Here is a 25,916-nt window from a genome sequence, read left to right on the forward strand (position 1 = left end):
CAGTAGCGATTATCATTCAAATTTTTAGATGTTAATTTTTATTATCCTGCCCGGCGTCTGTTTCTGTTGCAATAACGATAATTAACGGTTTATGTTCTGGTTTATTAGCTCTTATATTCAGGCGCATAATTATGCAATGGCGAAACTCATCCGAACGTTACGGACATCTGTCGGTGCTTATTCACTGGCTGGTCGCACTTACCGTGTACGGCATGTTTGGCCTCGGCCTGTGGATGGTTACCCTCGGTTATTACGATGGCTGGTATCACAAAGCGCCGGAGCTGCACAAAAGCATCGGTATGCTCGTCCTGCTGGTGATGGTTATCCGCGTCCTCTGGCGTTTTATCTCCCCGCCGCCTCCTTCTCTTACAAGCTACACGCGCCTGACGCGAATCAGCGCGGTTGCCGCACATCTGCTGCTTTACGTGCTGCTTTTCGCCATTTTGTTCAGCGGCTATCTGATTTCCACGGCGGATGGGAAACCCGTCAGCGTGTTTGGCCTGTTCGACATTCCCGCAACGATCGCCGATGCGGGTGCTCAGGCCGATCTCGCCGGCATGCTGCATCTCTGGCTGGCCTGGGGCGTGGTTATCCTCTCCGTTCTTCATGGTCTGGCCGCGCTGAAACACCACTTTATTGATCAAGACGTTACCCTCAAGCGGATGCTGGGGAAATCGTCTCGTTAACTATGGAGCGAATGATGATGAAAAAAATCCTGCCGGGAATGATTTTGGGCGCCCTGATGTTCACCACCGGCTCTGCGGTTGCCGCCGATTACAAAATTGATACACAGGGCCAGCACGCCTTCGTTAATTTCCGTATTCAGCATCTTGGCTACAGTTGGCTGTACGGGACTTTTCGTGACTTCGACGGCACTTTTTCCTTTGATGAGAAAAATCCTGCTGCGGATAAAGTCAACGTCACCATCAATACCACCAGCGTGGACACCAACCACGCCGAGCGTGATAAACACTTACGTAGCGCAGAATTCCTCAACGTAACCAAATTCCCGCAGGCGACATTTGTTTCCACCGCGGTGAAGAAAGACGGCGATGAACTGGATATCGCGGGTAACCTGACGCTTAAAGGTGTGACAAAACCGGTCACGCTTGAAGCCAAATTAATTGGCCAGGGCGACGATCCGTGGGGCGGCGTGCGCGCTGGTTTTGAAGCGGAAGGCAAAATTCGACTGAAAGACTTTAATATCACCACCGATCTGGGACCTGCGTCGCAGGAAGTGGATCTGATTATTTCTGTGGAAGGCATTCGCCAGTAAGCGAAATAAATGTCTCCCTTCACAGGGAGACATGAGACTGATGACAAACCTCATCGCTTACGAAGTTCTGAAAAATGTCACCCGAAAATTAACGGCAAAATCAATTGATTGATTTTCGGCAAATAATCACAAAGAAGGAAAAACCACGTTTTTTCCTTCTTTGTCAGCAACCTGATGTCTCCCTTCACAGGGAAACATCGATTTTATTCCGGGTCAGGAATCCCCAGCGTGGTATTTAGCGCGCCACGAGATTTATTGAAGATTTTATTGCCGTTTTCACGCCCGGCACGACGCCGACGCTGCTCTTCAGGTGAGAGCGCAAGCTCTTCCTTGCACAATTCACTGCAACAACCGTGGAATTTCTCCGCACAGCTCGGGCACTGAATAAACAGCAGATGACAGCCGTCATTTTTGCAGTTGGTGTGGCTGTCGCAGGCGGTGCCGCACTGATGGCAGTGCGCAATCACGTCGTCTGAAATTCGCTCGCCCATACGCTCGTCAAAAACAAAGTTCTTGCCAACGAAGCGAACCGGAATGCCCTGTTCACGGGCGCGACGCGCATATTCAATAATGCCGCCTTCAATGTGATAAACATTTTTAAAGCCGTTATGGCGCATCCAGGCGCTGGCTTTCTCACAGCGGATACCGCCGGTACAGTACATGACGATTTTTTTATCTTTATCGTCCTGTAGCATATCAACGGCTTTCGGCAGCTGCTCGCGGAAGGTATCCGCCGGAATTTCCATCGCATTGTGAAAATGCCCCACTTCGTATTCATAGTGGTTGCGCATGTCGATAAACACGGCTTCAGGATCGTCCAGCATGCTGTTAACTTCAGCCGCCTTGAGATAGGCACCCACGTCGCTGGCGTCAAAAGATGGATCGTCAATGCCGTCGGCGACAATACGGTCGCGCACCTTCATCCGCAGCACCCAGAACGACTTTCCGTCATCGTCCAGCGCCACGTTCAGACGAAGGTTGTTAAGCGCTGGATGAAAGGCATACAGCATTTCACGAAATGCATCCACGCGGCTTTGCGGCACGCTGATTTGGGCATTGATCCCTTCACGGGCCAGATAAACACGGCCAAATACATCCAGCGAGACAAACGCTTTGTAGAGCGCATCGCGGGTGGTCTGTGGTTCATCAATTGTGAAATATTTATAGAATGAGAGAGTGGTACGCGGCTCGGTTTCGGCCAGCATGCGCTCACGCAGTTCCTCATTCGATATACGGTTATGTAACACTGGCATGGTGTTCGCTCGGCTATCGTTGATAAAAAAGTGGGCAGCATCATAAAGCAATTAACGTTAATTTACATCCCTGCTTTTTACGTTACATTTGCCTCAACCATTGGCATAAAGAACAACATCTGTTGAATTATCAGGCATTCTGCCGCCGTTAATTTTGGCTGGACAGCAAAAAATGTCACAATAGCCCAATTACGAAGATCCGGCATTTGCCGTCACTAAGGTTTTACATGACGAATTTACCGCAATTCTCGCGTGCGCTGCTCCATCCCCGCTATTGGGGAACCTGGTTTGGAATTGGTTTGCTCTATTTAGTTACTCTGCTTCCTTATCCTGTTATTTATCGCCTCGGGCTAGGACTTGGTCATTTAGCCCGGCGGTTTATGAAACGCCGCGTGAGGATCACACGCCGCAATCTTGAGCTGGCTTTTCCGCAAAAGAGCCCGCAGGAACGCGAGCATATCCTGCTTAAAAACTTTGAATCCGTGGGCCTTGGCCTGATGGAAACCGGCATTGCCTGGTTCTGGCCGCTCTGGCGTATCCGGCGCTGGTGCGATGTCAGCGGCGTTGATCAAATCCATGCGGTTCAGGAAGCAAAGCGCGGCGTGCTGCTCATCGGTATCCACTTCCTGTCGCTTGAACTCGGCGCCCGCATGTTCGGCATGAATACACCCGGTATCGGCGTCTATCGCCCAAATGACAATGCCCTGCTCGACTGGCTGCAAACCTGGGGCCGCATGCGCTCCAATAAAAGCATGATTGACCGCAAAGACCTGAAGGGAATGATCCGCGCCCTGAAACAGGGAGAGATAATCTGGTACGCACCGGATCATGATTACGGCCCTCGCGGCAGCGTTTTTGTCCCCTTCTTCGGCGTGGATGAAGCCGCCACCACGACGGGGACTTACACGCTTGCGCGTATGTCCGGGGCAGCTATTGTTCCTATGGTGCCGCGCCGCAAACCCGATGGTCAGGGATACGAGCTAATTATCCTGCCTGCCGAATTTTCACCACCGCTTGAAACGCCCGAAGGTACGGCGCTGTGGATGAACCAAATTATTGAGCAGTGCATTTTAATGGCGCCAGAGCAATATATGTGGCTCCATCGGCGTTTCAAAACACGGCCACAAGGCACTCCTTCTCGTTATAAATAAACGGCTTAAGTCTTCTCCTTCGTAAGAGGGAGAAAGCATTTTCATTTAACTAAAAAAGCTTTCCGGTTTGCCTCTTTCCACACTTCAGGCGCATACTTAGCAGGTTAATATTTTCTTTTCCCAGCCTTTTTCGCGCTGGTTTTGCCGATTGTCTGGAGCGTTATGACTCCCCCTGAGAGCAGCATTAACTGGAAACGCAACCTCGCCATCGCCTGGCTGGGATGTTTTCTGACGGGCGCAGCCTTTAGCCTTGTGATGCCATTCCTGCCGCTTTATGTCGAGCTCCTCGGCGTAACCGGCCACAGTTCCCTGAATATGTGGTCCGGGGTAGTGTTCAGCATCACCTTCCTGTTTTCCGCTATCGCATCTCCCTTCTGGGGCGGCCTTGCCGACCGCAAAGGCCGAAAGCTCATGCTGCTGCGTTCAGCGCTGGGCATGTCTGTCGTGATGGTGCTGATGGGGTTTGCCCAGAATATCTGGCAGTTTCTTGCCCTGCGCGCCCTGCTTGGGTTACTGGGCGGATTTGTCCCTAACGCCAATGCGCTGATCGCCACTCAGGTTCCACGGCATAAAAGCGGCTGGGCACTGGGCACGCTTTCAACGGGCGGCGTAAGCGGCGCCTTGTTAGGTCCCTTAATCGGCGGCCTGCTTGCCGACAGCTACGGCCTGCGTCCGGTATTTTTCATCACGGCTTCGGTACTGTTCGTCTGCTTTATCCTGACGCTCTTTTGCATTCGTGAGGTGTTCACGCCGGTTCCTAAAAAAGATATGCTTCACGCGCGCCAGGTACTCACTTCGCTCAAAAATCCCCGTCTGGTACTTAGCCTGTTCGTCACTACCATGATCATTCAGGTGGCCACCGGGTCGATTGCTCCTATCCTGACGCTCTACGTACGCGACCTCGCCGGTAACGTGAGCAACCTGGCATTTATCAGCGGGATGATTGCCTCGGTGCCGGGCGTGGCGGCGCTGATCAGCGCTCCGCGCCTTGGCAAACTAGGCGATCGCATCGGGCCGGAGAAGATCTTAATCTGCGCGCTGACGATCTCCGTTGCGCTACTGATCCCGATGTCGATGGTGCAAAATCCCTGGCAGCTTGGCATTCTGCGTTTTTTACTGGGCGCGGCGGACGGGGCGCTGTTACCTGCGGTGCAAACCCTGTTGATATACAACGCCAGCAACCAGATTGCCGGACGAATCTTCAGCTACAACCAGTCCTTCCGTGATATCGGCAACGTTACCGGTCCGCTAATCGGCGCGGCGATTTCAGCCAGCTACGGCTTCCGAACCGTTTTTATCGTTACCGCGAGCGTCGTGTTGTTTAACGCCTTTTACTCCTGGGTTAGCCTGCGCAGCCCGCCGGAAAGAATCCGTCTTCCAGGCGAGTAATCGATCATTTTATCGTCATTTAAATTCTCAGACTTGCAACTTTGCGAACAGCGTCAACAATTAACATGAAATTGCTACGGAGCATCCGCTCCCTGACCTCTGCCATAAGGAGATTTTCATGAGCATGTACGCAACGCTTGAAGAAGCCATTGATGCCGCACGAGAATTATTCCTCGCCGATCATCCGGATGTGGATGAAGAGTCTGCCAGCGTGCAGCAACTTAACGTCCAGAAATACGTTCTGCAGGATGGCGATATCATGTGGCAGGTAGAGTTTTTTGCTGACGACAGCGAAACCGGTGAATGTTTACCTATGCTGAGCGGTGAAGCCGCACAAAGCGTTTTTGACGGCGATTATGAAGAGATTGAGCTGCGTCAGGAATGGCTTGAGGAGAACACGCTGCACGAGTGGGATGAAGGGGAATTTCAACTGGAGCCGCCTCTGGATACCGAGGAAGGCCAGACCGCAGCCGACGAATGGGAGGAAAGATAAGCCTTATTCGTAAGGACCGTGGCTGGCGTCAATGGGCAACAGCAGAGTGTCAAAGACCAGCGAGAACGGTAAGTCCAGCACCGTGATATAGCGCCACGCGCTGTCACGCACGTCCCACTGCACGCCGGGGTAATACTGATTCCCGTGTCCCTGCCCCGGCACCGCACGGCTGATAATACTGCCACAGCCGCTCAGCGTGCAGGCCACCATAATGACCACTAGCGCTTTTAACAACGTCTCTCTCCTGTTGTGTTCCGGCTGAGTAAATCTCCGGCGTTGAGCGTAAAAAAATGCCGACCCGGAGGTCGGCAGTTTCACATCGTCTTTTTACTTTGTCCGTAACGCGGCCGGGTTCAGCGACAGCGCGTTGTAATTGTCCACCCACGAAGAGTAACGCTGTGGATTAGACCAGACGCGGTAATGCAAACGAGACATCGTCACCGGGTCGCTAAGCAGCACCAGACGACGGTCGCGGTTGAGTTTATCCGGCGTTTCGTTAAGCGCCTGCTCAACGTGGCGATCGCGGGCTATCTCAAGCACCTGGCTTGCGCGGTGACGCGCCGTTGCCATCGCTGTCGCCAAGGCGTTAAACGACGGGTTAAATACCGCGTGCATAAAGCCATCTTCCAGCGTACGGCTGCGGTTGAGCTTCAGATAGTTGTCGGTATCCACCAGCACCTGAGGAGGAGAATACTCTTCCGGGATCAGGAACAGCTTCCAGCGTTTGGTGCGCAGGCCCACCGTGCTACGGCTGGAAATCACCGAGACAAACGGCGAAAGGATCAGCGAGAACACGATTGGCGCAAGCCAGAACAGGAAACGCAGATCCAGCCACGCCATGCCGACCGCCCACACCAGACCCAACAATAACTGAGAACCGTGGCGCATAAAGGCTTCACCCCAGGGAGTGGAGTCGTCATCGCGCTGCGGAGAGTTCCAGACCACTTCCCAACCCAGAAACGCGCTGACCACAAACACCGTATGGAACAGCATGCGCACCGGCGCCAGCAGCACGGAAAACAGCACTTCGAGCAGCAGAGAAAGCGTGACCCGCAGGAAGCCGCCGTATTCTTTCGAGCCTTTGCACCAGATAAGGATGATGCTCAGCAGCTTAGGCAGGAACAGCAGCACCATGGTCGAGGCAAACAGCGCAATCGCCAGTTCAGGACGCCACTGCGGCCACACCGGGAACAGCTGACGCGGCTGCAGAAAGTACTGCGGCTCCGTCAGGGCATGCACCACCTGCAACGCGGTAGACAACGCCAGGAACATAAACCACAGCGGCGCCGACAGGTAAGACATGACGCCGGTCAGGAATACCGCACGGTGAACCGGGTGCATGCCTTTAACCAGGAACAGACGGAAGTTCATCAGGTTACCATGGCACCAGCGGCGGTCACGCTTCAGTTCATCGAGCAGGTTTGGCGGCAGCTCTTCATAAGAGCCCGGCAGATCGTAGGCAATCCACACGCCCCAGCCCGCACGGCGCATCAACGCCGCTTCCACGAAGTCATGCGACAGAATAGAACCCGCGAACGATCCTTCACCCGGCAACGGCGCCAGCGCACAATGCTCGATAAACGGCTTAACGCGGATGATAGCGTTATGGCCCCAGTAGTGGGACTCACCCAGCTGCCAGAAGTGCAGGCCTGCGGTAAACAGCGGCCCGTACACACGGGTTGCGAACTGCTGGCAACGCGCATACAGCGTGTCCATACCGGATGCTTTCGGCGAAGACTGGATGATGCCGGCATTCGGATTCGCTTCCATCAGGCGCACGAGATTGGTCAGGCAGTCGCCGCTCATCACGGAGTCTGCATCCAGCACCACCATGTAGCTGTACTGGTTGCCCCAGCGACGGCAGAAGTCATCGATGTTGCCGCTCTTACGTTTTACACGACGACGACGACGGCGATAGAAAATCTGCCCTTCACCCTGCACTTCCGCAATCAGTTCCATCCACGCCTTTTGCTCGGCAACGCAGATATCCGGGTTGTAGCTGTCGCTCAGGATGTAAACGTCGAAATGCTGCTGCTGACCGGTGGCTTTCACCGACTCCCAGGTAGCACGCAGCCCGGCAAACACGCGGTCCACATCTTCGTTACAGATAGGCATAATCAGCGCGGTGCGGTGCGCCGGATTGATAGGCTCATCCCCAACGGTCGAGGCGGAAATACTGTATTTGTCTTTGCCCATCAGCAGTTGCAGGAAGCCCATAAGCGCAGTCCAGAAACCGGCGGAGACCCAGCAGAAGAGGATGGCGAACAGAATCAGAATGCCGCTTTGCAGCACGTACGGCAGCAGCTGCATAAAGGACACCCACACATCCTGGCCAACCATGTCGGCAGGATTGATAAGCGCCCAGCCCTGGTACGGCAAAATAGTCTTCATGTACCAGGTTGCAACCACGGTCTGCGCAAGCGTCAGGATCAGCAGGATGTAACGGCGGATAGTCCCGACGGTACGCCATTTCTGCTCGGCTTCGGCTTCTTCCTTCGACAGATAACGCGGATTAATTTCCCGCCCGCGTAACCGGTCCCAGAAGCGACCGATCGGGTTGGTGCGCCACGGGTCCGGGAACATGGAAGAACGCGTTGCTTTTGGCATTGCCTGCAGCTGGGTACGCCCTTCGTCATCGTCGATGAGCTGACTGCCGCCCAGCGAATCCGGCCAGCTTGCCTCAAGGCGAGCTTTTACGGACCCTAAGGGAGCGTCGTCGTCGCGATCGTAACGGTGCCCTGACGCATCCAGCGCTTCGTGCACCGCTTGCAGATCGGCTGCCGGCAGAGCCGCCTTTTCGGCGGCCGTAAGGGGAAGTGCCTTGATATAGTCAGGCGCTGTATCGGTAGACTTATTCATTAGCAGGTAACTGGTAGCTCCAGGTTTCACTCAGTGTCCGATCGCCGTTGACCAGGGCCGCGCGCATTTCCGTCGGCTTTTTGTCGTCTTTGACTTTCACACGCATTGTCAAACGCCAGCCTTTGGTAACCGGGTTATAGCGCACCTGGTTATCAACGATTTCACCGTTATCGCCGATGCTGACCTGTGCGGTGATCGGCGTATCTTCCGGCAGATCTTTCATCGCCGCGCCGGTGTAATCCACCACAAAGGCGATAGTGCCATCTGGCTGACGAATCAGGTTCGACTGCTTCACATCACCCGTCGAACGGCGAGTCTGGGCAACATAGGCGTTATCCGGCGCATGCATTTTGTCTTCATCGCGGCTGAAGGTGATGGTGTATTTAAAGTTCATCTCCTTGCCCGGCTCCGGAAGCTGATCCGGGGTCCAGTAGGCCACGATGTTGTCATTAGTTTCGTCGTTGGTTGGGATTTCTACCAGCTCAACGCGACCTTTGCCCCAGTCGCCCTGCGGCGTAACCCAGGCGCTTGGTCGCTGGTCGTAGCGATCGTCCAGATCCTCAAAGCGCGAGAACTCGCGGCCACGCTGCAGCAGGCCAAAGCCCAACGGTTTTTCGGTAGCAAAGGAGCTTACCGCCAGGTGCTTTGGATTATTCAGCGGACGCCAGATCCACTCGTCGTTACCGGCATGGATGGACAGACCGTTGGAATCATGCAGCTCAGGACGGAAATTGGTGGACGGCGACGGCTGATTCGGCCCAAAGAGGAACATACTGGTCAGCGGAGCGACGCCCAGCTTGCCCACTTTATCGCGCAGATAAACTTTAGACTGCACGTTTACCACGGTGTCACGCCCGGGCGTAATCACAAAGCGATAGGCGCCGGTTGCTCGCGGGGAATCAAGCAAAGCGTACAGCGTAAGCGTTTTCTCGCCGGTCTTTGGTCGTTCAATCCAGTATTCGCGAAAACGAGGGAACTCTTCGCCAGAAGGCAAAGCGGTATCGATAGCAAGGCCGCGCGCGGACAGACCGTAAACCTGGCCTGAGCCTATTACGCGGAAGTAACTCGCCCCGAGCATGCTGACAATTTCGTCGTTCTTATCTTTGCTGTTGATCGGATAGAGCACTTTGAACCCGGCAAATCCGAGGTCCTTCACGGTGTCTTTATCGTGTTTAACGTTACCGAAATTAAAATAATCCGGGCTGTACTTGATCTTGTGGACAGCGCTTGCGGTCACTTCATTGATGGCAACCGGCGTGTCGAAGTACATGCCCTGATGGTAGAATTCAAGCTTGAACGGGGTCTTAAGCTTACTCCAGTAGGCTTTGTCATGGTTGAACTGGATCTGCTGATAGTCCGCATATTTCATATCGCGAAATTGCGAAGGCAGATTGCTTTTCGGTGCTTCGTAGCTTTTGCCCGCTAATGTTTTCGCCTGTTTTGCGACATCATCGATAGTGAAGGCCCAAACCGTAGTAGTATAAAGGGACAACATCACTGCAATGCCCAGCCCACACATTTTCATCATTTTTGGTTTATGTTTCATATTAACCAGCACATCCCCCTTTGTGTGCTTAAAGCAATCCAATCCATTTTAATGGAAACTTCCGCTTTCCGACAACCAAATACCCGTATTGTTCAGCACGCTGGCTCAGGCTTTAAGCAAAAAAAGACAACTGCTTACGCTTTAAGACGTTACCCTGAAGACAGAATGTCACGGTTAGTGTAGGGTTGCCACGGAAAGTCATCCAAATTAGCCGTAGAGCCTGAAGGATAGCTATCTTAAGGATAAGACGATTAGTCCGATAATGTCTGGAGTATTATGAGTAACGCACCTCAGCAACGCGAATTTTTTCTGGATTCTATCCGGGCCTGGTTAATGTTATTGGGCATTCCATTCCATATCTCATTAATCTATTCAAGCCACAGCTGGCACGTGAACAGCGCCCTGCCCTCCTGGTGGCTGACCCTGTTTAATGACTTTATCCATGCCTTCCGCATGCAGGTATTTTTTGTCATTTCGGGTTATTTTTCTTATATGCTTTTTTTGCGCTACCCGCTTAAACGCTGGTGGAAAGTGCGCGTTGAGCGCGTCGGCATCCCAATGCTTACGGCAATCCCTCTGCTCACGCTGCCGCAGTTTCTGATGCTGCAATACGTTAACGGCAAAGCGGCGAACTGGCACAGGTTAACGGCTTATGAAAAATACAATACGCTGGTCTGGGAACTGATTTCACATTTATGGTTTTTACTGGTGATGGTCGTATTAACGACAGTTTGTCTTATTTTGTTTAAAAAGATGAACAGATACGTTACGCGGCATAAAGAAAATAACAGCGCATCCCTTTCCTTAGGAAGACTCTCAATTTTATTTCTCGCCTGCGGAATTTTATACGGCGCAATTCGCCGCCTGATTTTTATTATTTACGCCCCGTTATTAAGTGACGGGCTGTTTAATTTTGTGGTGATGCAGACGCTCTTTTACCTGCCGTTTTTCCTGCTCGGCGCGCTGGCCTTTACCCGCCCGAAACTGAAGTCGTTATTCACCACGCCTTCTCCGTGGTGCTTCGTTGGCGCAGCGCTGGCCTTTGTCGCCTATCTGCTGAACCAACGCTATGGCAGCGGCGATGCGTGGATGTACGAAACCGAAAGCGTGATTACCATGCTGATGGGGCTATGGATGGTCAACGTGGTGTTTTCTCTGGGCCATAAATTGCTTAACTTCCACTCTCCACGCGTGACCTATTTCGTGAATGCATCGCTGTTTATCTATCTGGTGCATCATCCCCTGACGCTATTTTTCGGCGCGTTTATCACGCCGCATATCACCTCTAACACGCTTGGATTTATTGCCGGGTTAATATTTGTGGTGGGCATTGCTGTCCTGCTTTACGAAATGCATCTGCGCGTACCCGTGCTGCGTTTCCTGTTCTCTGGCAAGCCGCAGAATAAAGCCGCCAATGCGTCAAAATCCGCCGGATAATTATAACAGCCACTCTACCGGCAAACGGTAAACCAGCCTTACCAGCACCCGCTGCCAGAAGCGGGTGTGGGGTTCTTTCTTCCAGACAATTTCTTTACCGCCGTGGTTTTCTACCCAGTTCACTCGACCCCAGCGATCGAGACGCAGCGTCCAGGCGGCGTCTCGTTGACTTTGACTAAAACGCGCATGGATATCTTCGGCAAGCGTGGCGCTTTCGATGACAAACCCCATTTCGGTATTCAGCATGGCAGAGCGCGGATCAAAGTTAAACGAGCCAATAAAAACCTGTCGCTTGTCCACGCTAAAAGTTTTGGCGTGCAGGCTCGAGCCCGAATTGCCGGTCAGCCCGCGGTCGTGGGGAATATCCCCTCCCTCATGCTGCGGCTTTAACTCGAAAAGCTTGACGCCGTGACGCAACAGCTTCTTTCGCCAGCGGGCATAGCCTGCATGTACGGGCGCCACGTCATTGGCGGCGAGAGAGTTGGTCAGAATGGCGATTTTCACCCCTTTGCGTACCAGCCCCAGAATCTGCGCAATGCCCGCGCGGGTGGGCACAAAATAGGCTGAAATAATATCGATTTCCTGCTGCGGCTGCCCGATAACCTTCAGCAAACGTTGAGGCAGCAGCGTATGGTTGCGCGCTCTGCCCTGCCCTTTACGCGGATCGTCGCTTAGCAGTCTTGTTTTCGCCCAGTACATTTTTAGCGTGCGGGAAACCAGGTGCGTCGCAAACTGGCTGGTGGCCAGCCTGTCGAGATAGCGCCGGGCTATCGGATCTTCCCGCCAGTCATCAGGTAGCTGCACGCGCTGTTGCAGCGCTTCTTCGTCCATATCGAGCACTTTGTCCAGCGTCGAAACCGACTGGCAGCGCCAGTAACGCTCAAAATCCTGACACACCTCCGCGACAACCGGCCCCACGGCCAGCACGTCAAGATCGGAAAACAGCGGCTGTTCCCCTGCGCCAAAGTAGGCGTCGCCCACGTTGCGTCCGCCGATAATCGTTGTCTCACCGTCTACCGTGAAGCTTTTATTGTGCATGCGCCGGTTCAGGCGTGCGAAATCCGTAAGGTAGCCAATCGCACGGAACAGGCGAAACGAGAAAGGATTAAACAGGCGGATTTCAATATTCGGATGCGAATTCAGCAGCCGTAACGTGTCATCAAGACCGTTGGTATTGTTATCGTCCAATAGCAGGCGCACGTGCACGCCGCGTTCGGCGGCGGAGAGTAAGGCGCTGAATAACAGTCTGCCGGACATGTCGTCTTCCCAGATGTAATACTGCACATCGAGCGATTTTTCCGCCATGCCGCACAGCATGTAACGCGCGGCGAAGGCATCCAGGCTGTCCGCCAGCGTGTGGATCCCGCTGAGGCCGGGATGTTCAGCCGTCGTTGGCGCTATTGCCCGCCCCAGGCGGGTTGCGTGCTCATCTGTCATATTAAAGCTGAGCAAGATAGCGTTCATAGATGCGGGCGTTTTCATCGTCAAAACAGACAAAAACCACCTCTTCAGGTAACGGCCTGATGCCGATATATTTATAAACTACATCAACCGCAATGCGCGCCGCCTGCTCCTTAGGGTAGCCGTACACGCCGGTGCTGATAGCGGGAAAAGCAATGGTGCGATAGCCGTTTGCCGCGGCTAAATCCAGGCAGTGACGATAGGCCTGCGCAAGCAATTCGGCTTCTTGATGTTCACCGCCGTGCCATACCGGCCCCACCGTATGAATTATCGCTTTTACCGGAATATTCCCGGCTTCGGTAATCACCGCGTGACCCGTGGCGCATTCGCCCTGCTGCGCAACGACTGTTTTGCAGGCCGCCAGTAGCGCAGGGCCAGCAGCCCGATGAATGGCGCCGTCCACGCCGCCTCCGCCCATCAGAGATGAGTTGGCCGCATTCACAATGACATCCACGTCGACGTTTGTGATATCGCCCTGAATTACCGACATTCGTTCACTCATTGGGAAACCTCCAGTTAGTCTTTGATAATAGTCTAAACTTAGCCAGCAACTTTCGTATATTACTTACTGTCTGTGTTTGCTGGAGCCTTGCGCAATGACGCTGGAAAAGTTAAACGGCGTTCCTTAACAGAGTTCAAGCTCGGGGGAAAATTGCGCAGGAAAAGACTTAGTGCCGCAGCAGGCAATCAGCGTGTTATGAACGGTTAAGTGGGTAAGGTGACGGCCCGGCGGACAAAGCGTTTCAAGCGGAAGCCTTAACGAATCCATTTGCCAGACCGTTCCGCCCTGCTGTTTTAGCACGGCTTCATGGGCGGTCCATAATGTCCAGAACGCGGGAAGCTGCTCGTCAGACGGCAACGCGGCCAGCCAGGCGTAAAGCGCCGGAGCAAAGCTGTGCTGCGCCACGGCCAGAAAACGCTTTCGCGGGCGCAGCAGCTCAATATCGCAGCCTACCGCCTCTTTGCCCACCAGCACCGCAACGCTGGTCGCGCTATTGCTGATATTAAAATGCGGCAGTTGAGGATGGTATGGTTTGCCGTGCGGGCCTGCCGCAAGCTTCGGCAGCGCCTCTTCTTCTAACAGCATCGCCAGCAGAATTCTGCCTGCAAGCCAGACGGGACGACGTTTCCCATCCGGCGCCGTTGCGATTAATTCAGGCGAGAGCCAGCGTGCAGCCTGTTCGTTATCACTCAGGCGCGCAACGGAGCCAAACGCCAGCCGGTAACCCATTACGGCCAGCGGCGCAGCACGAGCGAAGTGTTGATGCCGCCGAAGGCAAAATTATTGCTCTGCACAAATTCTGTCTCCAGGCGACGCGCGCTGCCCATAATGTAATCCAGCTCGCCGCAGGCATCGTCGGGGTTATGCAGGTTCAGCGTTTCGGCAAACCAGCCTTCGTTCATCATCCCGATGCTCATCCAGGCTTCTAACGCGCCGCACGCTCCCAGCGTATGGCCCAGATAGCTTTTCAGCGAGGAGACTGGCGTGTTTGCGCCAAACACGGCGGCGGTCGCCTGCGTTTCCGCAATATCACCGCGATCTGTCGCCGTGCCGTGCGCGCAGACGTAGCCAATATCACTTGCGGCAAGCCCGGCGGTATGCAGGCCGCGCTCGATACAAACCTGCATGGTTTCTTTCTGCGGCTGAGTGATGTGCGCGGCATCGCAGTTAGTGTGAAAACCGATTATTTCTGCATAGATCTTCGCTCCGCGCGCCTGCGCATGGTCGAGATCCTCCAGGATCAGCGTCCCCGCGCCTTCACCGATTACCAGCCCGTCGCGCTGCTTGTCGAACGGCGAAGGCGTGCTATGCGGGCGATCGTTGCGCTGACTGGTGGCAAACAGCGTGTCGAATACGGCCGCTTCCGACGGACAAAGCTCTTCGGCGCCTCCCGCCACCATCACGGTTTGATAGCCATGACGGATAGCTTCCCAGGCGTAGCCGATAGCCTGGCTGCCGGACGTACAGGCGCTGGAAGTCGGGATCACTCGTCCACGCAGGCCGAAAAACAGCCCGGTATTTACGGCTGCCGTGTGCGGCATCATCTGCACGTAAGTTGTGCCGGTGATATTGCGGGTGTGCTTTTCGGTGAGCATAGTGGCAAATTCGCTGACCGGCCCGGTGCTGCCCGTTGAAGAGCCGTAGGCGATGCCCGTAGCGCCGCTGGTTAGCACCGGATCGTCGAGCAAGCCTGCCTGCTCAAGCGCCAGCTCCGTTGCCCGCGTTGCCATCAGCGAAACACGACCCATGGCGCGAATACGTTTACGGGTATAGTGAGCCGGCAGCGCAAAATTATCGGCTGGCGCGCCAAGCAGAGTGTTCAGCCCGTCGTAAACCTGCCATTCCGGCATGCTACGTACGGCGTTTTTGCCCGATCTCAGCCCGCTGGAAACGTCCTGCCAGTTTTCGCCAAATGCGGTGACGCCGCCCATACCTGTTACGACTACGCGACGGATCACAGCATACCTCCGTTAATGGAGATGACCTGGCGGGTCACGTAGCCCGCCACAGAAGACATCAGGTAACGCGCAAGCCCGGCGACCTCTTCCGCTTGCCCCATGCGTTGTAAAGGGATCAAACGCATCGCTTCCTTGAGCGCGGTCTCTTCCATCTCAATCATGCCGGTATCGATAAGCCCGGGTGCGATGCAGTTAACGGTAATTTTACGTTTCGCCAGCTCAACGGCCAGCGCTTTGGTAGCGCCAATGATGCCCGCTTTCGCCGCGCTGTAATTCACCTGGCCGCGATTGCCCATCAGACCGGAAACGGACGACAGCGTAATAATTCGCCCGCCGTCGCGCAGGCCGATCATCGGCATCACGCACGGCTGGATAACGTTATAGAAGCTATCAAGATTGGTATGAATAACGCCGTCCCAGTCTTCTTCGCTAAGCGCCGGGAACGCGCCGTCGCGCGCCACGCCTGCGTTATTGACCAGGCCCCAGTACGCGCCGTGAGCGTCTATATCCGCCTCAAGCGTCGCACGGCATTGGGCGCGGTCGCGGCTGTCGAACTGTATCAGCCGCCCCTTTCCGCCCTGCTCTTCAATCTGCGTTAGCGTCTGCTGCGCGCCTTCCCTGTCGCGGTGATAATGCACCAACACGCTAAAGCCGTCGGCCGCAAGTCCACCGGCAATCGCCCTGCCGATACCTTTGCTGGCACCGGTCACCAGTACTGTTCTTGTCATATCTGCTATCCCATCAAATTGCTGATAAAAAAAGAAAAAACGTGGTTTTTCCTCTTTGCAGTTATCAGCAGCAAATCAATCAATTGATTTTGCTTGTTTTTTAAATGACGACACCCTTTAATTTTGTGACGCCCGGAGGTTTGTCATTCGTCTCAATTAAAATAGTTGTTCTAATTCGTTTTTATCCGGCTGATAGGTATTTACCCGCCCGCTAGCCATAAGCTGGTTATTGGCGAGAATCGCCCCTTCAAAACTGCCTATTTTTTCATCGCGCATTAAAAGCGTAACCTGGCAGTCCAGGAGCGTATTCGCCGGGAATTTACCCTCCGGACAACGCAGCCCGCGTCCACCAAGCAACATGCCTACCCCAACCGACGCCTCACCCGCGTTCATAGTATGCCAGCCCGACCACACGCCTACCGTCTGCGCGATAATTTCAATGGCAAACCAGCCGGGCAGCATACCTTCGTCATCCAGGAAAGGGGCCAGCACGCCGTCGGCGCTCACGCTTACCTGGCAATGGGCCGAATCCGGCGTAACGTCAATAACCCTGTCCAGCAGGCACATCGGCGCTTCGTGGGGCAAATAGCGTTGCGGGGCAAGGTAGTCAGTCACGAATGGCTCCCAGAATCAGAGTGGCGTTGTTGCCGCCAAAAGCAAAAGAATTGGACAGCATTACCGGTTTGTAATCGGCCCGCGGCGTGGTTAATAAACCACAGGGCGTGAGTTCAGGATCCTGCGTTGCATCGGTAAAATTCTGTGCAGGCAACGGCAGGCCGCGAGTCAACATTAAATAGCAAAGCACCGCTTCACAAGCGCCCGCAGCTCCCAGCGTATGTCCGGTAAGATGCTTGGTTGAACTGCCCGGCACGCTTTCGCCAAACAGCTTGTGGATAACGTTGGCTTCAATCTCGTCATTTAAGCGCGTGGCGGTGCCGTGCATATTGATATAACCGATATCAGCCGCGGTTAAGCCCGCGTGCTGCATGGCCATTTCAATAGCGCGGATCGCGCCCAGACCTTCAGGATGCGGGGCCGACATATGCCAGGCATCGGATGATTCGCCCACGCCAAGCAGCTGCACCGGGCCATGTTCACGGCTCAGCAGTATCAGCGCGGCAGCTTCGCCGATGGTGATGCCGTTACGTTCGGCGCTGAAAGGCTGGCAGAGTCGCTCGCTCAGGGATTCCAGGCTGTTAAAACCGTTGACGGGCATGCGGCTTAACGTGTCCGCGCCGCCGACAATCGCAGCATCCACCATGCCGGAATCAATCAGCCGCTTACCGGTAATGACCGCCCGCGCGCTGGATGAACAGGCCGTAGAAATCGTCAGCGCCGGGCCGAAAAGCTCAAGGTATTCGCTGACGAAACGCGACGGATCGCCCAGCTCCTGCTGGCCGTAGTGATATGTATCGTTACGCCCGCTCACCTGGCGATCGGCTTCATCCAGCCCGGATGTGCTGGTGCCCAGCACCACGGCCACGCGATCCCGTCCATAGCGGGCAATAGCTTCGTCAACCTGCGGCTGAATCTGGGCGAGCGCGGCCAGCAAAAGCCGGTTGTTGCGGCTGTTATACTGAGGAAGATGTTCGGGAACGGCCGGCAGCTCGCCCGTGACGCGCCCGACCCAGCATTCGCCCTGCTGCAACCAGCTATCTTTGTCTGGCGCCATGCCCGGCGCCTCTCCTGCGACCAGGTTGGCGGCAATTTCATCAAGCGTATTTCCCATCGCGTTGAGCATGCCGACGGCGGTGAATGAAATCATGATTGATTGTCCAGATGTTGGATAGCGATGGTGTAGCCAAAGCGATGATGCTGAATACTGACCGGCTGGCGGCTACCGTCACGGATCAGGTACTGCACCGTCTCGATAAGCCCGTTATTCTCATCGCGCAGCTCACGGCGCGAGCCGATATCTTTTAGCGTCCAGCCTTCCGGCAACTGCGGCTGCCAGGCGGCAATCGGCCAGTAGCTCAGCATGATATCGGCAAGCACCTGGCTTGCCGGCGGCAGCTCCGGCAGGGTAATGGACTGCTCGGTTTGCACACCCTTGCTGTCATAGGTAAGGCGGAACAAACGGATCCCCAGCGGCGACAGCCCGGCCAGCATAATTTTCTGATTATCGGCATTGAGCAGAACCATCAGCGACTGCGTTTTCCCTTTCACCCGCGCGGTCAACAGCTGCTGCTGGCTGATGGCTGGCGTGATGCCCGGCGCGGGGAGCGTCACCAGCGTACCCGCTTTGAGCCATGCCTGCGGTCGGGTCGGATCCTGTTTCGGCGTGCTACAGGCGCTGAGCAAGATGGCGCTGAGCAGCAGGATCAGCGTGCGTAGTCTGGTCATGGATTTCCCTTTTCCTGAGCGGGTAAAGCCAGGGGAGCGGTCAAAAATGCGCAGAATATCCCGCAGCTCAGCACAATCCCAAAGCCTGAAATGGCCTGCGTTGTGCTAAAGACCAACATCCCCAGCGTAAATAAAGTGGTCAGCAAGGCGACGCTTACCGCCAGCATTGACGTTAACGGCGTGCCGCGCGGGTTGCTGAAAAATATCGTGTAGTTAATGCCGATGCCCAGCACCAGCACCAACGCCAGCAGCGAAAATAAATTCAGCTCGTGCCCGCTAAAGGCTAATGCGGCAAGTCCCCCGCCAAGCGACAGCAGCGAAGGCACGACGTTGGTAAGCCCCCGCCTGACACCCAGACGCAACATGTAGCTTACGGCAATCGCCGCAACGGCTGCGGCCAGCAGACCTGTTAACAAGGCGCGATAAAAGCCAAACAGCGCATTGAAAGCGCTTTTACGATCGACCCAACTGACGCCCGGCAGCTTTTGCGCAAGGGCGCTTAACGCCGCGCCGTCATGCACGCCGCTTACCGGCACCAGCGCGCCGCTTTGCCCGTTAGCAAGCGTAAGCCACAGCAAACGCCAGCCGCTGCTGATAACGCTTTGCTGCCAGACGTCCGGCGTGACCGGCATTTGCTGTAAGTTCGGCGCCGTCACGCTAAGGCCCGTCTGCGCCAGACGCTTTTGCAACGCCGGCGCCGCTTCGCGCAGCAAACGCAAATCCGCCTGCTGGCGCTCAAGGGAAGCTAGCGGCAGCAGACGATAGTCGTCGATAATCTTACGCTTGCGCAAAGCGGCCAGTTCCGGCGCCAGCTTCTCAAGGCGCTGGAGCGTCTGTTCCGCGCTGGTGCCGTAAACCACGAACCATTTTTGATCCATGCCCTGCCCGGTCAGCGCGGTAATGCGCTGCTCTTCACGCAGTAAATCCTGCGGCAGGGCCTGTAAGGTGGAAATGTCGTCGTTCACGCGCAGCATCGTCAGGCCCACGACGCTGATAGCCAGCAGAGCCAGCGGAATACCAAAGCGCACGAATTTATTGGCCTGCCAAGCCGAAAGCCAGGCGGAAAGGATTGTCTGGCCGGGCGTTACGCGCACCGGCAGACCGCGCACCGCGTAGGGATACCAGCAAATAACCGTCAGGCAGGAAGCCGTTAAGCCGCTGGCGGCAAAAACCGCAAGCTGACGAATGCCGGGGAACGGCGCGAGGATCATAATTAGATAAGCCAGCACCGTAGTACCCAGCGCCAGCAACAGCGCAGGCAGAACCTTGCGCAGGCTGTTCAGGGGCGAGCTTTCCGCTCCGTGCACCATGCGCTCGGTGAGATAATAAAGCGTGTAATCCGCAGAGACGCCGACAATACCGAGGCTCATTACCAGCGTCATCAGATGCAGCTCGCCGAAGCAAAGCAGCGTGACTGCGGTGCCCGCAAGCGCGCCAATGCTAACGGAGACGATGCATAACAATAATGGACGAACGGAGCGGAAAACGATAAGGATCAGCAGCAGCACGCCAATAACCGTCGCCAGGCCCAGCGTCGATACATCATGCTTCGCCTGTTGGCTGGCATAATCGCTGTAAAATAGCGTACCGCGCGACATCACTTTAGCCTGCGGAAACTGCTGCTCCAGCTGATGCTGCAACGCCCGCAGCTGGCTCACCGTTTCCCGGCCGCGCCGCATATCAAACGAGGAACCGTTCAGTTCGCCGTGCAGCATGTACCAGTAGCGGCCCTGTTTATCTTTCGCCACCAGCCAGCCGTCTATCATGCGCAACTGGCTGGCACGCTGTTGCAGGGCAAGCTGTGAACCGCGCACCAGCATCAGCGGATCGTTCGCCAGCTCTTTGCCGCTGACGCCAGAAAACGCCGAATAAAGCTGGGATAAAACCCACTGCGCCTGCGCATCACCGCCGTTTTGCAGGCGGGCGCGGGTTTGTTCATCCACCAGGCCGTTACGATGTTCAAAGTAGAACTTGCCCCAGGCCTGCTGGCCTGCGGCATCTATCGGCCCCTGAATTTTCTCCAGCCAGGGCTGCTCTTGTAGCTGCGCTTGCCACCACTGAGCGGCGCGCGCATCAGGCGTTGCGCCCGGGCTGACCAGCCAAAGCAGCTGCCTGTCGAGCCGTTGCAAAAAACCCGCTTCAATTTCAGGCGGTATCTGCCCCAGGCTCTGCGCAGGCAAAAGCGACAGCACGCTGCTGTCGAGCCGGGCCTTCGGCAGCAACGCGCACAGCGCAACCACCAGCAGCGCTACAGCGGCAAGCCAGCCCCAGGCCAGCCGGCGGTGCCGGTCAGAAAACGAAACGCTGCTGTTCTTCATGCGTCAATTTTCGCGGTTCCGGGCGGTGGTTGCTGAAGGTAATTTCCGTGAAGTCGCCCTGCTTATCATTCAGCTCAATGCGGTTGAGGAACTTTTCGCCCTGCAGAGTAATGGTGCTGAACAGCATGTCGAGCGGCGTGGTGGTGGGCGTTAAGATCAGCCGCCACTGCCCTTTTCCCAGGTCGGTAAACCGGCTGGTGAAGTTCTCGTCCAGCACTTTCCTGTCGGCCTGGAACAGGGCGCGCAACAGATGGTTAAACTGGAACATCTGCGGATTGCTGTCGGCGGTGATCACCTGCGGCGCCTGGCTACCCATCACCTGCACCATATGGCGGTCATCAAGGATCAGGGTCATTGGAAAAGGATGCTGTTGCTGCCACCACAGGCCTTTGCTTTTGGCAATCAGCACCTCGCCGCTTGAGTGCAGCGGCTGGGCCATGCCGCTAATCTGGCGCTCCTGCTGGAAGGCGGCGCGAACAACCTGCTGGGCGGCAAAACGTTGTTGAACGTCATCCAGCGTAACCGCATTCGCGGCGCTGCTTATCAGCAAGGCCGCGGTCAGTAAAAGTTTTTTCATGGCGTTATTCCCATGCGTGCAAATAAAACAGCCGGCGAGACGTAGCACATCTCCCCCGTCGCGGCATCAACCGCTACCTGAATGGTGTAGCCCGTGGTGGTACGTTTGCCGCTGGCGGCATCGGTGATTTGATAGCCAATCTTCAGGCGGTTTTCGAACTCTTCCACGTTCGCCCGCACCAGTATTTGCTGCTCAAACGTCACCACATCACGATATTTCACCCGCGTATCCACTACCGGCCAGACATAGCCGGACGCCTTCATGGCGCGGTAACCGTAACCAAACTGGTCAAGCAGCGCTTCACGCGCCACTTCAAAATAGCGAAAATAGTTGCCGTGCCAGACCACGTTCATCGAGTCGACATCGTGGAAGGGTACTTTGATACTCACTTCAGCGGTAAAGCGCGGGTCGCTTAACATCCGGACTCCAGGTCTTTCGGCAGCTGCCAGAAATCATAAAAATTAAACCAGTCGAGCGGCGAGCGTAAAGCGTAGGCTTCAAGCCGCTCGGCATAACGATCGATGGCCTGCTGTAAAGCCTGCTGGCGTGTCGCTCGCGGCAATATCAGGGGGTCGGCAAAAGGCTCCGCGTGGATAAGCAGTTTGCCCTGCTCGCGCAGCACCATCATTAAAACAATCGGGCAGCGTAATGCGGCAGCCAGGATAAACGGCCCCTGCGGGAACGGCGCTGGCGCGCCCATAAACTGGCTCCAGCATACGCGACGATCGCCGCCGCGCTGAGCATTAACCGCAATTCTGTCGCCGACGATCGCCACCCATTCACCTGCATCAAGTTTATCCTGCAACATCATGGCGGTTTCAGGACCAATGTGCGTGACGGGCAACAAATTCACCGCCGCCTGCGGGGCTATGCCTGCCAAAATCTGGCGGAACCGTTGGGCGTTATCGGTAAAGACCAGCGCGTTGATAACCAGCCCGGCCTCGACCTGCGCCAGCGCCCGGCTGGCTTCAATATCGCCAAGGTGCGCGGCCAGGATAAGTTTTCCGCACCCCGCCTGCGGTTGCAATACTTCGCGGCTGCCGGGCGCAAAATTAATATCGCGCCCCCATTTGATATCCCCTCGCCAGGCGGCGATTTTATTGAGCATCGCATCGCCAAACCGCAGAAAATGACGATAGCTGTTTAAACCTTCGGGCAGGTCGACCTGCCTGATTTGCGCCCGTTGCCGCACGCGCGCCAGCCAAAGCTGTGAGGCACGACGCTGCATTCCCCCGGTCAGCCACATCCAGGCCACCACGGGATACAGCAGAAGCGTGAAGGCTCCCCGCCCCAAAATTTGATAGATACCCAGCATCAGGCGCATTCCCGCCAGCCCTTTTCTTTCCGGCACTTTCGCCCAGTGCGCGCTTTTGCGATGCCGGGAAAGCAAGGCAGGGATCCGCGGCAGCATGCCGAAGAATAACCTCGTATGCATCCAGGAAATACGCAGGTTGTCACGCAGGGCGTCAAAGTGCGACAGGCCGTCGGGCGGATAAGTTACGCGGGTACGCAGAAAACGGCTTTCCACGCCGGACCAGTACAGACGCACCATGATTTCAGTGTCGAAATCCATACGCTTGCCCGGCGGATGCTGCGCGATAACCGCAAGCGTTGCGGCCAGAGGATAAACGCGAAACCCGCACATGCTGTCTTTAAGCGACAGCGAAAGCGTTTCAACCCATACCCAAAAATGGGTTACGTAGCGCCCGTACAGGCGGGATTTGGGCACCGAATCGTCATATTCCGGCTGGCCGGATATCAGGCTTTCAGGATAAAGCCCCGCTTCCTGCAAAAAACGCGGAACGTCTTCAATACGGTGCTGGCCGTCGGCATCAAGCTGAATGGCATGGCTGAAACCAGCCTGCTGAGCGGCCCGCAAACCGGCAATCACGGCCTGCCCTTTTCCACCGTTGTTTGCCAGGCGCACCAGCGTTACGCCGGTGCGGCCTGCCGCCAGAAGTTCAAGCTGTTGCGCTGTCGCCTGTTCGCTCCCATCGTCAACGATAATGCACGGCAACGAAAACGGAGCCAGACGCGCGAGCACGCCGGGCATGGCTGCCCCGTGGTTATAACAGGGGATCACCACGCAGGGGCGAAAATCCGCACGGGCTGCGGAGACGTTCTGGATCAGGGACATAGCTTGATTTTCCCGCTGCTGACAGGCTGCCGTTTTTCTTCCTGCAACAGGAGATATTCAAAGCTAAGCAAACTACGGGCGGCATCCCAGCGCAGGTTCAGTTCAAGCAGGCTTGCGGGCAATACCGGGCGCTGGAACTTCACGCTGTCAATCGCACAAAAGCGCATGCCCGGCGCGAGTTCCGCCCCGTAAGCTATAACCCAGTCAAGCTGCGCCACGCCGGGAAGCAGCGGCTGGGTCGGAAAGTGACCGCGAAACCAGCTCAGGTTCGCCGGAATATGCAGATGCAGACACAACTGATTTTCAGCCGACTGTGTACGCCATTGTTCAGTGGGTTTCATCAAATAATTCCTGTAGTTGCGCCCAGGCCCGCTTGCTCTGGCTGTTGAGCGGAATGCTTGCAACGATACGCCAGTAACGCGGGATAGCCACAGGCTCAAGCCACTGGCGAAGCGTCTGTCGCCATTGTGTTTTATGTTTCGCAGGCAGGATAGCGGAGCCATCAGGCACCACAACGGCCCCAAGCGTCATACGTCCGGCGCGAACAATCGGCACCACGGCCGCGTCCTGTACGCCCGGCAGCGTCATCAGGCGACGTTCAATTTCGCTAAGCGAGACGCGTTTTTCTTCAATCTTCACAATGCGATCGCGACGCCCCAGCAGCCGGAACCCGCCCTGCGGCGTAAAGTTCAGCTTGTCATCAAGCGGGCATTCACCTGCATCTATCAGCGGCGATCGTACCGACCATTCCTCTTCACGGGCAATAAATTCCACCTCAGGAAAAGGCTGCCACGGCGGCGCGACGCTGTGATGGTGCCGCCAGGCGAGGACGCCCGTTTCCGTGGTGCCATAAATTTCGCAAACCGCCTCGCCGAACCACCGCGTGACCCGCTGCGCCGTTTCGTCGTCCAGCAACCCTGCCGCTGAGATAATTTTACGGCACGGCGGTGCCGTCAGGCTGGTATCGAGGCGCTTCAGAAAGGCCGGGCTGCTGATAAACAGCAATGGATGGGAGGTATGCGCTGCCAGCTGCTCGGGAAAATGAATCATCGATACATCGCAGGCCAGACCCAGCGTCATGGGCAGCATGATGCGGAACGTCAGGCCATACATGTGTTGATGGCTAACCGATGCCACGACACGACAATCGCACAGATCGCTTCCCCAGAGCTTCGTCAGCCAGACGCTCTCTTCATTCAGGGCATTAACGCTTTTAAAAATCTGCGCAGGCTCGCCCGTTGACCCCGAGGTGAACAAAATCACGCCTGCGTCATGCGCAACGGGCGGCAGTGTTTGTGGCGTCTGTGAGGATAAAGTTTGTGGATTGATAAGCGGACAGTTTAGTCCCAAAGGCAGATCGGTTAACACGCCGCTAAACAAAGCTTGCTGTTCGCGCAGCTGCGCTTCCCGGCAGTGGCCCGGCAGCAGCGGCGTTTTGCCCGCGTGCAACGTGGCGAGCAGCGCGACGATAAACCAGTAGCTGTTGTCAAAACAGAGCGCCCATCGCTCGCCGGTACGGGTATGCAGCTCGCTATAAAGCTGCTGAACATCGCGGACAAGCGTGGCCTGTGTCCAGCTTTTTGTGCCATCAAAGGCTACGATGCAATCGGGTCCACGAGCATCGCTAAGCCACTCATTAAGCGGCAGCGGCTTATTCATGATGGCGTTTCAGTCGCTGGCGCACTAACCATTCACCCGCAAACAGCGTGCCCATTAGCATATAGCTGAGCATGCCGTTCCACAGCGTCCAGATATGCAAGTTGCCGTGCAGGCAGGTCCACAGAGAAACGGCACCGTTAATGATAAAGAACCCGCACCAGACCTGCGTTACACGGCGCGTATAGCGAACCGCTGCCGGAGAAAGCTCGCCTTCACGCCAGCGCGCAAGGCGTTCAATTAACGGCATACGACTGAACAGCGAGCCACCAAACAGCGCAAGCATGACGCTATTTACCACCAGGGGATACCACAGAAGCAGACGCGCCTCGCGTAGCCAGACGCTCGCAAGCGTGAGGATAATCCCCATTGCGGCCAGGGCCTGTGCCACACGGCTCAGCGCGCCTGTTTTGCCGCGCAGCGCAGCAAGGCGCAGCACGAAACAGAGCGCCAGCAAAGGCAGCAGAATATGTAAATGCGGATAGCTCAGCGCCAGCCACACGGCAAAAGGCCAGCCAATAACGACCAGCCCTCCGGCGATATTCAGCACGTTTGCTGCCCGCACGCGCATCAGGAACCTTGCTGCAGCCGTTCTACCGCTTCGACAACATCCTGTACGGTGCGGACTGCTTTAAAATCTTCTGGTTTAATTTTCTTGCTGGTGCGTTTTTGCAAATGAACGACCATGTCGACAGCATCAATACTGTCGAGATCTAAATCTTCGTAGAGGCGGGATTCAGGCGTAATAAGTTCTGCGTCGAGGTCGAACAACTTAACCAGTAGACCTGTAACTTCCTGATAAATATCTTCTTTATTCATAACTTACTCGTTC

Annotated in this window: 26 protein-coding genes; 6 read left to right on the forward strand and 20 right to left on the reverse strand. The window is 55.7% G+C overall.

The annotated features are described in order from the left end of the window. Nucleotides 1-131: 131 nt before the first annotated feature. Both E2L00_RS05460 and E2L00_RS05465 read left to right on the forward strand, forming a co-directional pair. Nucleotides 132-686, forward strand: a complete 555-nt coding sequence (locus E2L00_RS05460) for a cytochrome b (RefSeq protein WP_167608124.1) — start codon at nt 132-134, stop codon at nt 684-686. A gap of 17 nt (nt 687-703) precedes the next feature. Next, nucleotides 704-1,276, forward strand: a complete 573-nt coding sequence (locus E2L00_RS05465) for a YceI family protein (RefSeq protein ID WP_167609613.1) — start codon at nt 704-706, stop codon at nt 1,274-1,276. 203 nt (nt 1,277-1,479) lie between these two features. Here E2L00_RS05465 and trhO read toward each other — a convergent pair whose 3' ends face one another. Further along, nucleotides 1,480-2,529 (reverse strand): oxygen-dependent tRNA uridine(34) hydroxylase TrhO, encoded by a 1,050-nt coding sequence (gene trhO / locus E2L00_RS05470; RefSeq protein WP_167608127.1) that lies wholly within the window; start codon nt 2,527-2,529, stop codon nt 1,480-1,482. 227 nt (nt 2,530-2,756) lie between these two features. Here trhO and E2L00_RS05475 point away from each other — a divergent pair, with 227 nt between their 5' ends. From E2L00_RS05475 to E2L00_RS05485, 3 genes are all read left to right on the forward strand, one after another. Then, the gene (locus tag E2L00_RS05475) at nt 2,757-3,680 is read left to right on the forward strand and encodes a Kdo(2)-lipid IV(A) acyltransferase (protein WP_167608130.1); all 924 of its coding nucleotides are present in this window, start codon (nt 2,757-2,759) and stop codon (nt 3,678-3,680) included. 162 nt (nt 3,681-3,842) lie between these two features. Then, nucleotides 3,843-5,069, forward strand: coding sequence for a multidrug efflux MFS transporter MdtG (gene mdtG / locus E2L00_RS05480; protein ID WP_167608132.1), 1,227 nt, complete (start codon nt 3,843-3,845; stop codon nt 5,067-5,069). Nucleotides 5,070-5,187: 118 nt separating this feature from the next. Further along, nucleotides 5,188-5,562, forward strand: a complete 375-nt coding sequence (locus E2L00_RS05485; protein WP_167608135.1) for a MysB family protein — start codon at nt 5,188-5,190, stop codon at nt 5,560-5,562. A gap of 3 nt (nt 5,563-5,565) precedes the next feature. Here the strand turns inward: E2L00_RS05485 and E2L00_RS05490 are convergent, their stop codons facing one another. The 3 genes from E2L00_RS05490 to mdoG form a co-directional block, all read right to left on the reverse strand. Then, the gene (locus E2L00_RS05490) at nt 5,566-5,796 is read right to left on the reverse strand and encodes a YceK/YidQ family lipoprotein (protein WP_167608138.1); all 231 of its coding nucleotides are present in this window, start codon (nt 5,794-5,796) and stop codon (nt 5,566-5,568) included. A 93-nt stretch (nt 5,797-5,889) separates the two neighbouring features. Continuing rightward, nucleotides 5,890-8,421: a glucans biosynthesis glucosyltransferase MdoH gene (mdoH, locus tag E2L00_RS05495; protein ID WP_167608141.1), complete on the reverse strand. Its 2,532-nt coding sequence runs from the start codon at nt 8,419-8,421 to the stop codon at nt 5,890-5,892. Beyond that, the gene (gene mdoG / locus E2L00_RS05500) at nt 8,414-9,949 is read right to left on the reverse strand and encodes a glucans biosynthesis protein MdoG (protein ID WP_167609616.1); all 1,536 of its coding nucleotides are present in this window, start codon (nt 9,947-9,949) and stop codon (nt 8,414-8,416) included. The genes mdoH and mdoG overlap by 8 nt, the downstream gene beginning before the upstream one ends. A gap of 294 nt (nt 9,950-10,243) precedes the next feature. On the opposite strand from mdoG, the gene mdoC reads away from it, so the two are divergent. After that, a complete protein-coding gene (gene mdoC, locus E2L00_RS05505) occupies nt 10,244-11,404 on the forward strand; it encodes a glucans biosynthesis protein MdoC (protein WP_167608143.1) in 1,161 nt (386 codons plus the stop codon). Here the strand turns inward: mdoC and E2L00_RS05510 are convergent, their stop codons facing one another. From E2L00_RS05510 to E2L00_RS05585, 16 genes are all read right to left on the reverse strand, one after another. Next, nucleotides 11,405-12,892 (reverse strand): phospholipase D family protein, encoded by a 1,488-nt coding sequence (locus tag E2L00_RS05510; RefSeq protein ID WP_420808839.1) that lies wholly within the window; start codon nt 12,890-12,892, stop codon nt 11,405-11,407. Beyond that, nucleotides 12,843-13,367: an O-acetyl-ADP-ribose deacetylase gene (gene ymdB, locus E2L00_RS05515; protein WP_167608148.1), complete on the reverse strand. Its 525-nt coding sequence runs from the start codon at nt 13,365-13,367 to the stop codon at nt 12,843-12,845. The genes E2L00_RS05510 and ymdB overlap by 50 nt, the downstream gene beginning before the upstream one ends. Before the next feature lie 123 nt (nt 13,368-13,490). After that, nucleotides 13,491-14,096, reverse strand: a complete 606-nt coding sequence (locus tag E2L00_RS05520; protein ID WP_167608151.1) for a 4'-phosphopantetheinyl transferase superfamily protein — start codon at nt 14,094-14,096, stop codon at nt 13,491-13,493. After that, nucleotides 14,096-15,325 (reverse strand): beta-ketoacyl-ACP synthase, encoded by a 1,230-nt coding sequence (locus E2L00_RS05525; protein WP_167608153.1) that lies wholly within the window; start codon nt 15,323-15,325, stop codon nt 14,096-14,098. The genes E2L00_RS05520 and E2L00_RS05525 overlap by 1 nt, the downstream gene beginning before the upstream one ends. Further along, the gene (locus tag E2L00_RS05530; RefSeq protein WP_167608156.1) at nt 15,322-16,053 is read right to left on the reverse strand and encodes a 3-ketoacyl-ACP reductase FabG2; all 732 of its coding nucleotides are present in this window, start codon (nt 16,051-16,053) and stop codon (nt 15,322-15,324) included. The genes E2L00_RS05525 and E2L00_RS05530 overlap by 4 nt, the downstream gene beginning before the upstream one ends. A gap of 156 nt (nt 16,054-16,209) precedes the next feature. Further along, entirely contained in the window at nt 16,210-16,668 is a 459-nt protein-coding gene (locus E2L00_RS05535) for an ApeP family dehydratase (protein ID WP_167608159.1), read from the reverse strand. Continuing rightward, nucleotides 16,661-17,818 carry a beta-ketoacyl-[acyl-carrier-protein] synthase family protein gene (locus tag E2L00_RS05540; RefSeq protein ID WP_167608161.1) on the reverse strand — a complete coding sequence of 386 codons (1,158 nt, stop codon included), beginning with the start codon at nt 17,816-17,818 and terminating at the stop codon, nt 16,661-16,663. Before E2L00_RS05540 ends, E2L00_RS05535 begins: the two co-directional genes overlap by 8 nt. After that, the gene (locus tag E2L00_RS05545; protein WP_167608164.1) at nt 17,815-18,396 is read right to left on the reverse strand and encodes a DUF3261 domain-containing protein; all 582 of its coding nucleotides are present in this window, start codon (nt 18,394-18,396) and stop codon (nt 17,815-17,817) included. Before E2L00_RS05545 ends, E2L00_RS05540 begins: the two co-directional genes overlap by 4 nt. Next, entirely contained in the window at nt 18,393-20,714 is a 2,322-nt protein-coding gene (locus E2L00_RS05550) for an MMPL family transporter (protein ID WP_167608166.1), read from the reverse strand. The genes E2L00_RS05545 and E2L00_RS05550 overlap by 4 nt, the downstream gene beginning before the upstream one ends. Then, complete coding sequence (locus E2L00_RS05555) at nt 20,686-21,291, reverse strand: outer membrane lipoprotein carrier protein LolA (protein WP_167608169.1); 606 nt, start codon at nt 21,289-21,291, stop codon at nt 20,686-20,688. Before E2L00_RS05555 ends, E2L00_RS05550 begins: the two co-directional genes overlap by 29 nt. Next, nucleotides 21,288-21,710, reverse strand: coding sequence for an acyl-CoA thioesterase (locus E2L00_RS05560; RefSeq protein WP_167608171.1), 423 nt, complete (start codon nt 21,708-21,710; stop codon nt 21,288-21,290). Before E2L00_RS05560 ends, E2L00_RS05555 begins: the two co-directional genes overlap by 4 nt. Further along, nucleotides 21,704-23,428, reverse strand: a complete 1,725-nt coding sequence (locus tag E2L00_RS05565) for a glycosyltransferase family 2 protein (RefSeq protein ID WP_167608174.1) — start codon at nt 23,426-23,428, stop codon at nt 21,704-21,706. Before E2L00_RS05565 ends, E2L00_RS05560 begins: the two co-directional genes overlap by 7 nt. Next, nucleotides 23,419-23,769 carry a 3-hydroxyacyl-ACP dehydratase FabZ family protein gene (locus E2L00_RS05570; protein WP_167608177.1) on the reverse strand — a complete coding sequence of 117 codons (351 nt, stop codon included), beginning with the start codon at nt 23,767-23,769 and terminating at the stop codon, nt 23,419-23,421. The genes E2L00_RS05565 and E2L00_RS05570 overlap by 10 nt, the downstream gene beginning before the upstream one ends. Further along, nucleotides 23,756-25,087, reverse strand: a complete 1,332-nt coding sequence (locus E2L00_RS05575) for an AMP-binding protein (RefSeq protein ID WP_167608180.1) — start codon at nt 25,085-25,087, stop codon at nt 23,756-23,758. The genes E2L00_RS05570 and E2L00_RS05575 overlap by 14 nt, the downstream gene beginning before the upstream one ends. Then, a complete protein-coding gene (locus E2L00_RS05580; RefSeq protein ID WP_420808832.1) occupies nt 25,080-25,655 on the reverse strand; it encodes a COG4648 family protein in 576 nt (191 codons plus the stop codon). The genes E2L00_RS05575 and E2L00_RS05580 overlap by 8 nt, the downstream gene beginning before the upstream one ends. After that, nucleotides 25,655-25,903 (reverse strand): acyl carrier protein, encoded by a 249-nt coding sequence (locus tag E2L00_RS05585; RefSeq protein ID WP_167608183.1) that lies wholly within the window; start codon nt 25,901-25,903, stop codon nt 25,655-25,657. The genes E2L00_RS05580 and E2L00_RS05585 overlap by 1 nt, the downstream gene beginning before the upstream one ends. Between the last annotated feature and the right edge of the window lie 13 nt (nt 25,904-25,916).

It is taken from the genome of Cedecea colo, assembly GCF_011808225.1.
GTDB lineage: Bacteria > Pseudomonadota > Gammaproteobacteria > Enterobacterales > Enterobacteriaceae > Dryocola > Dryocola colo.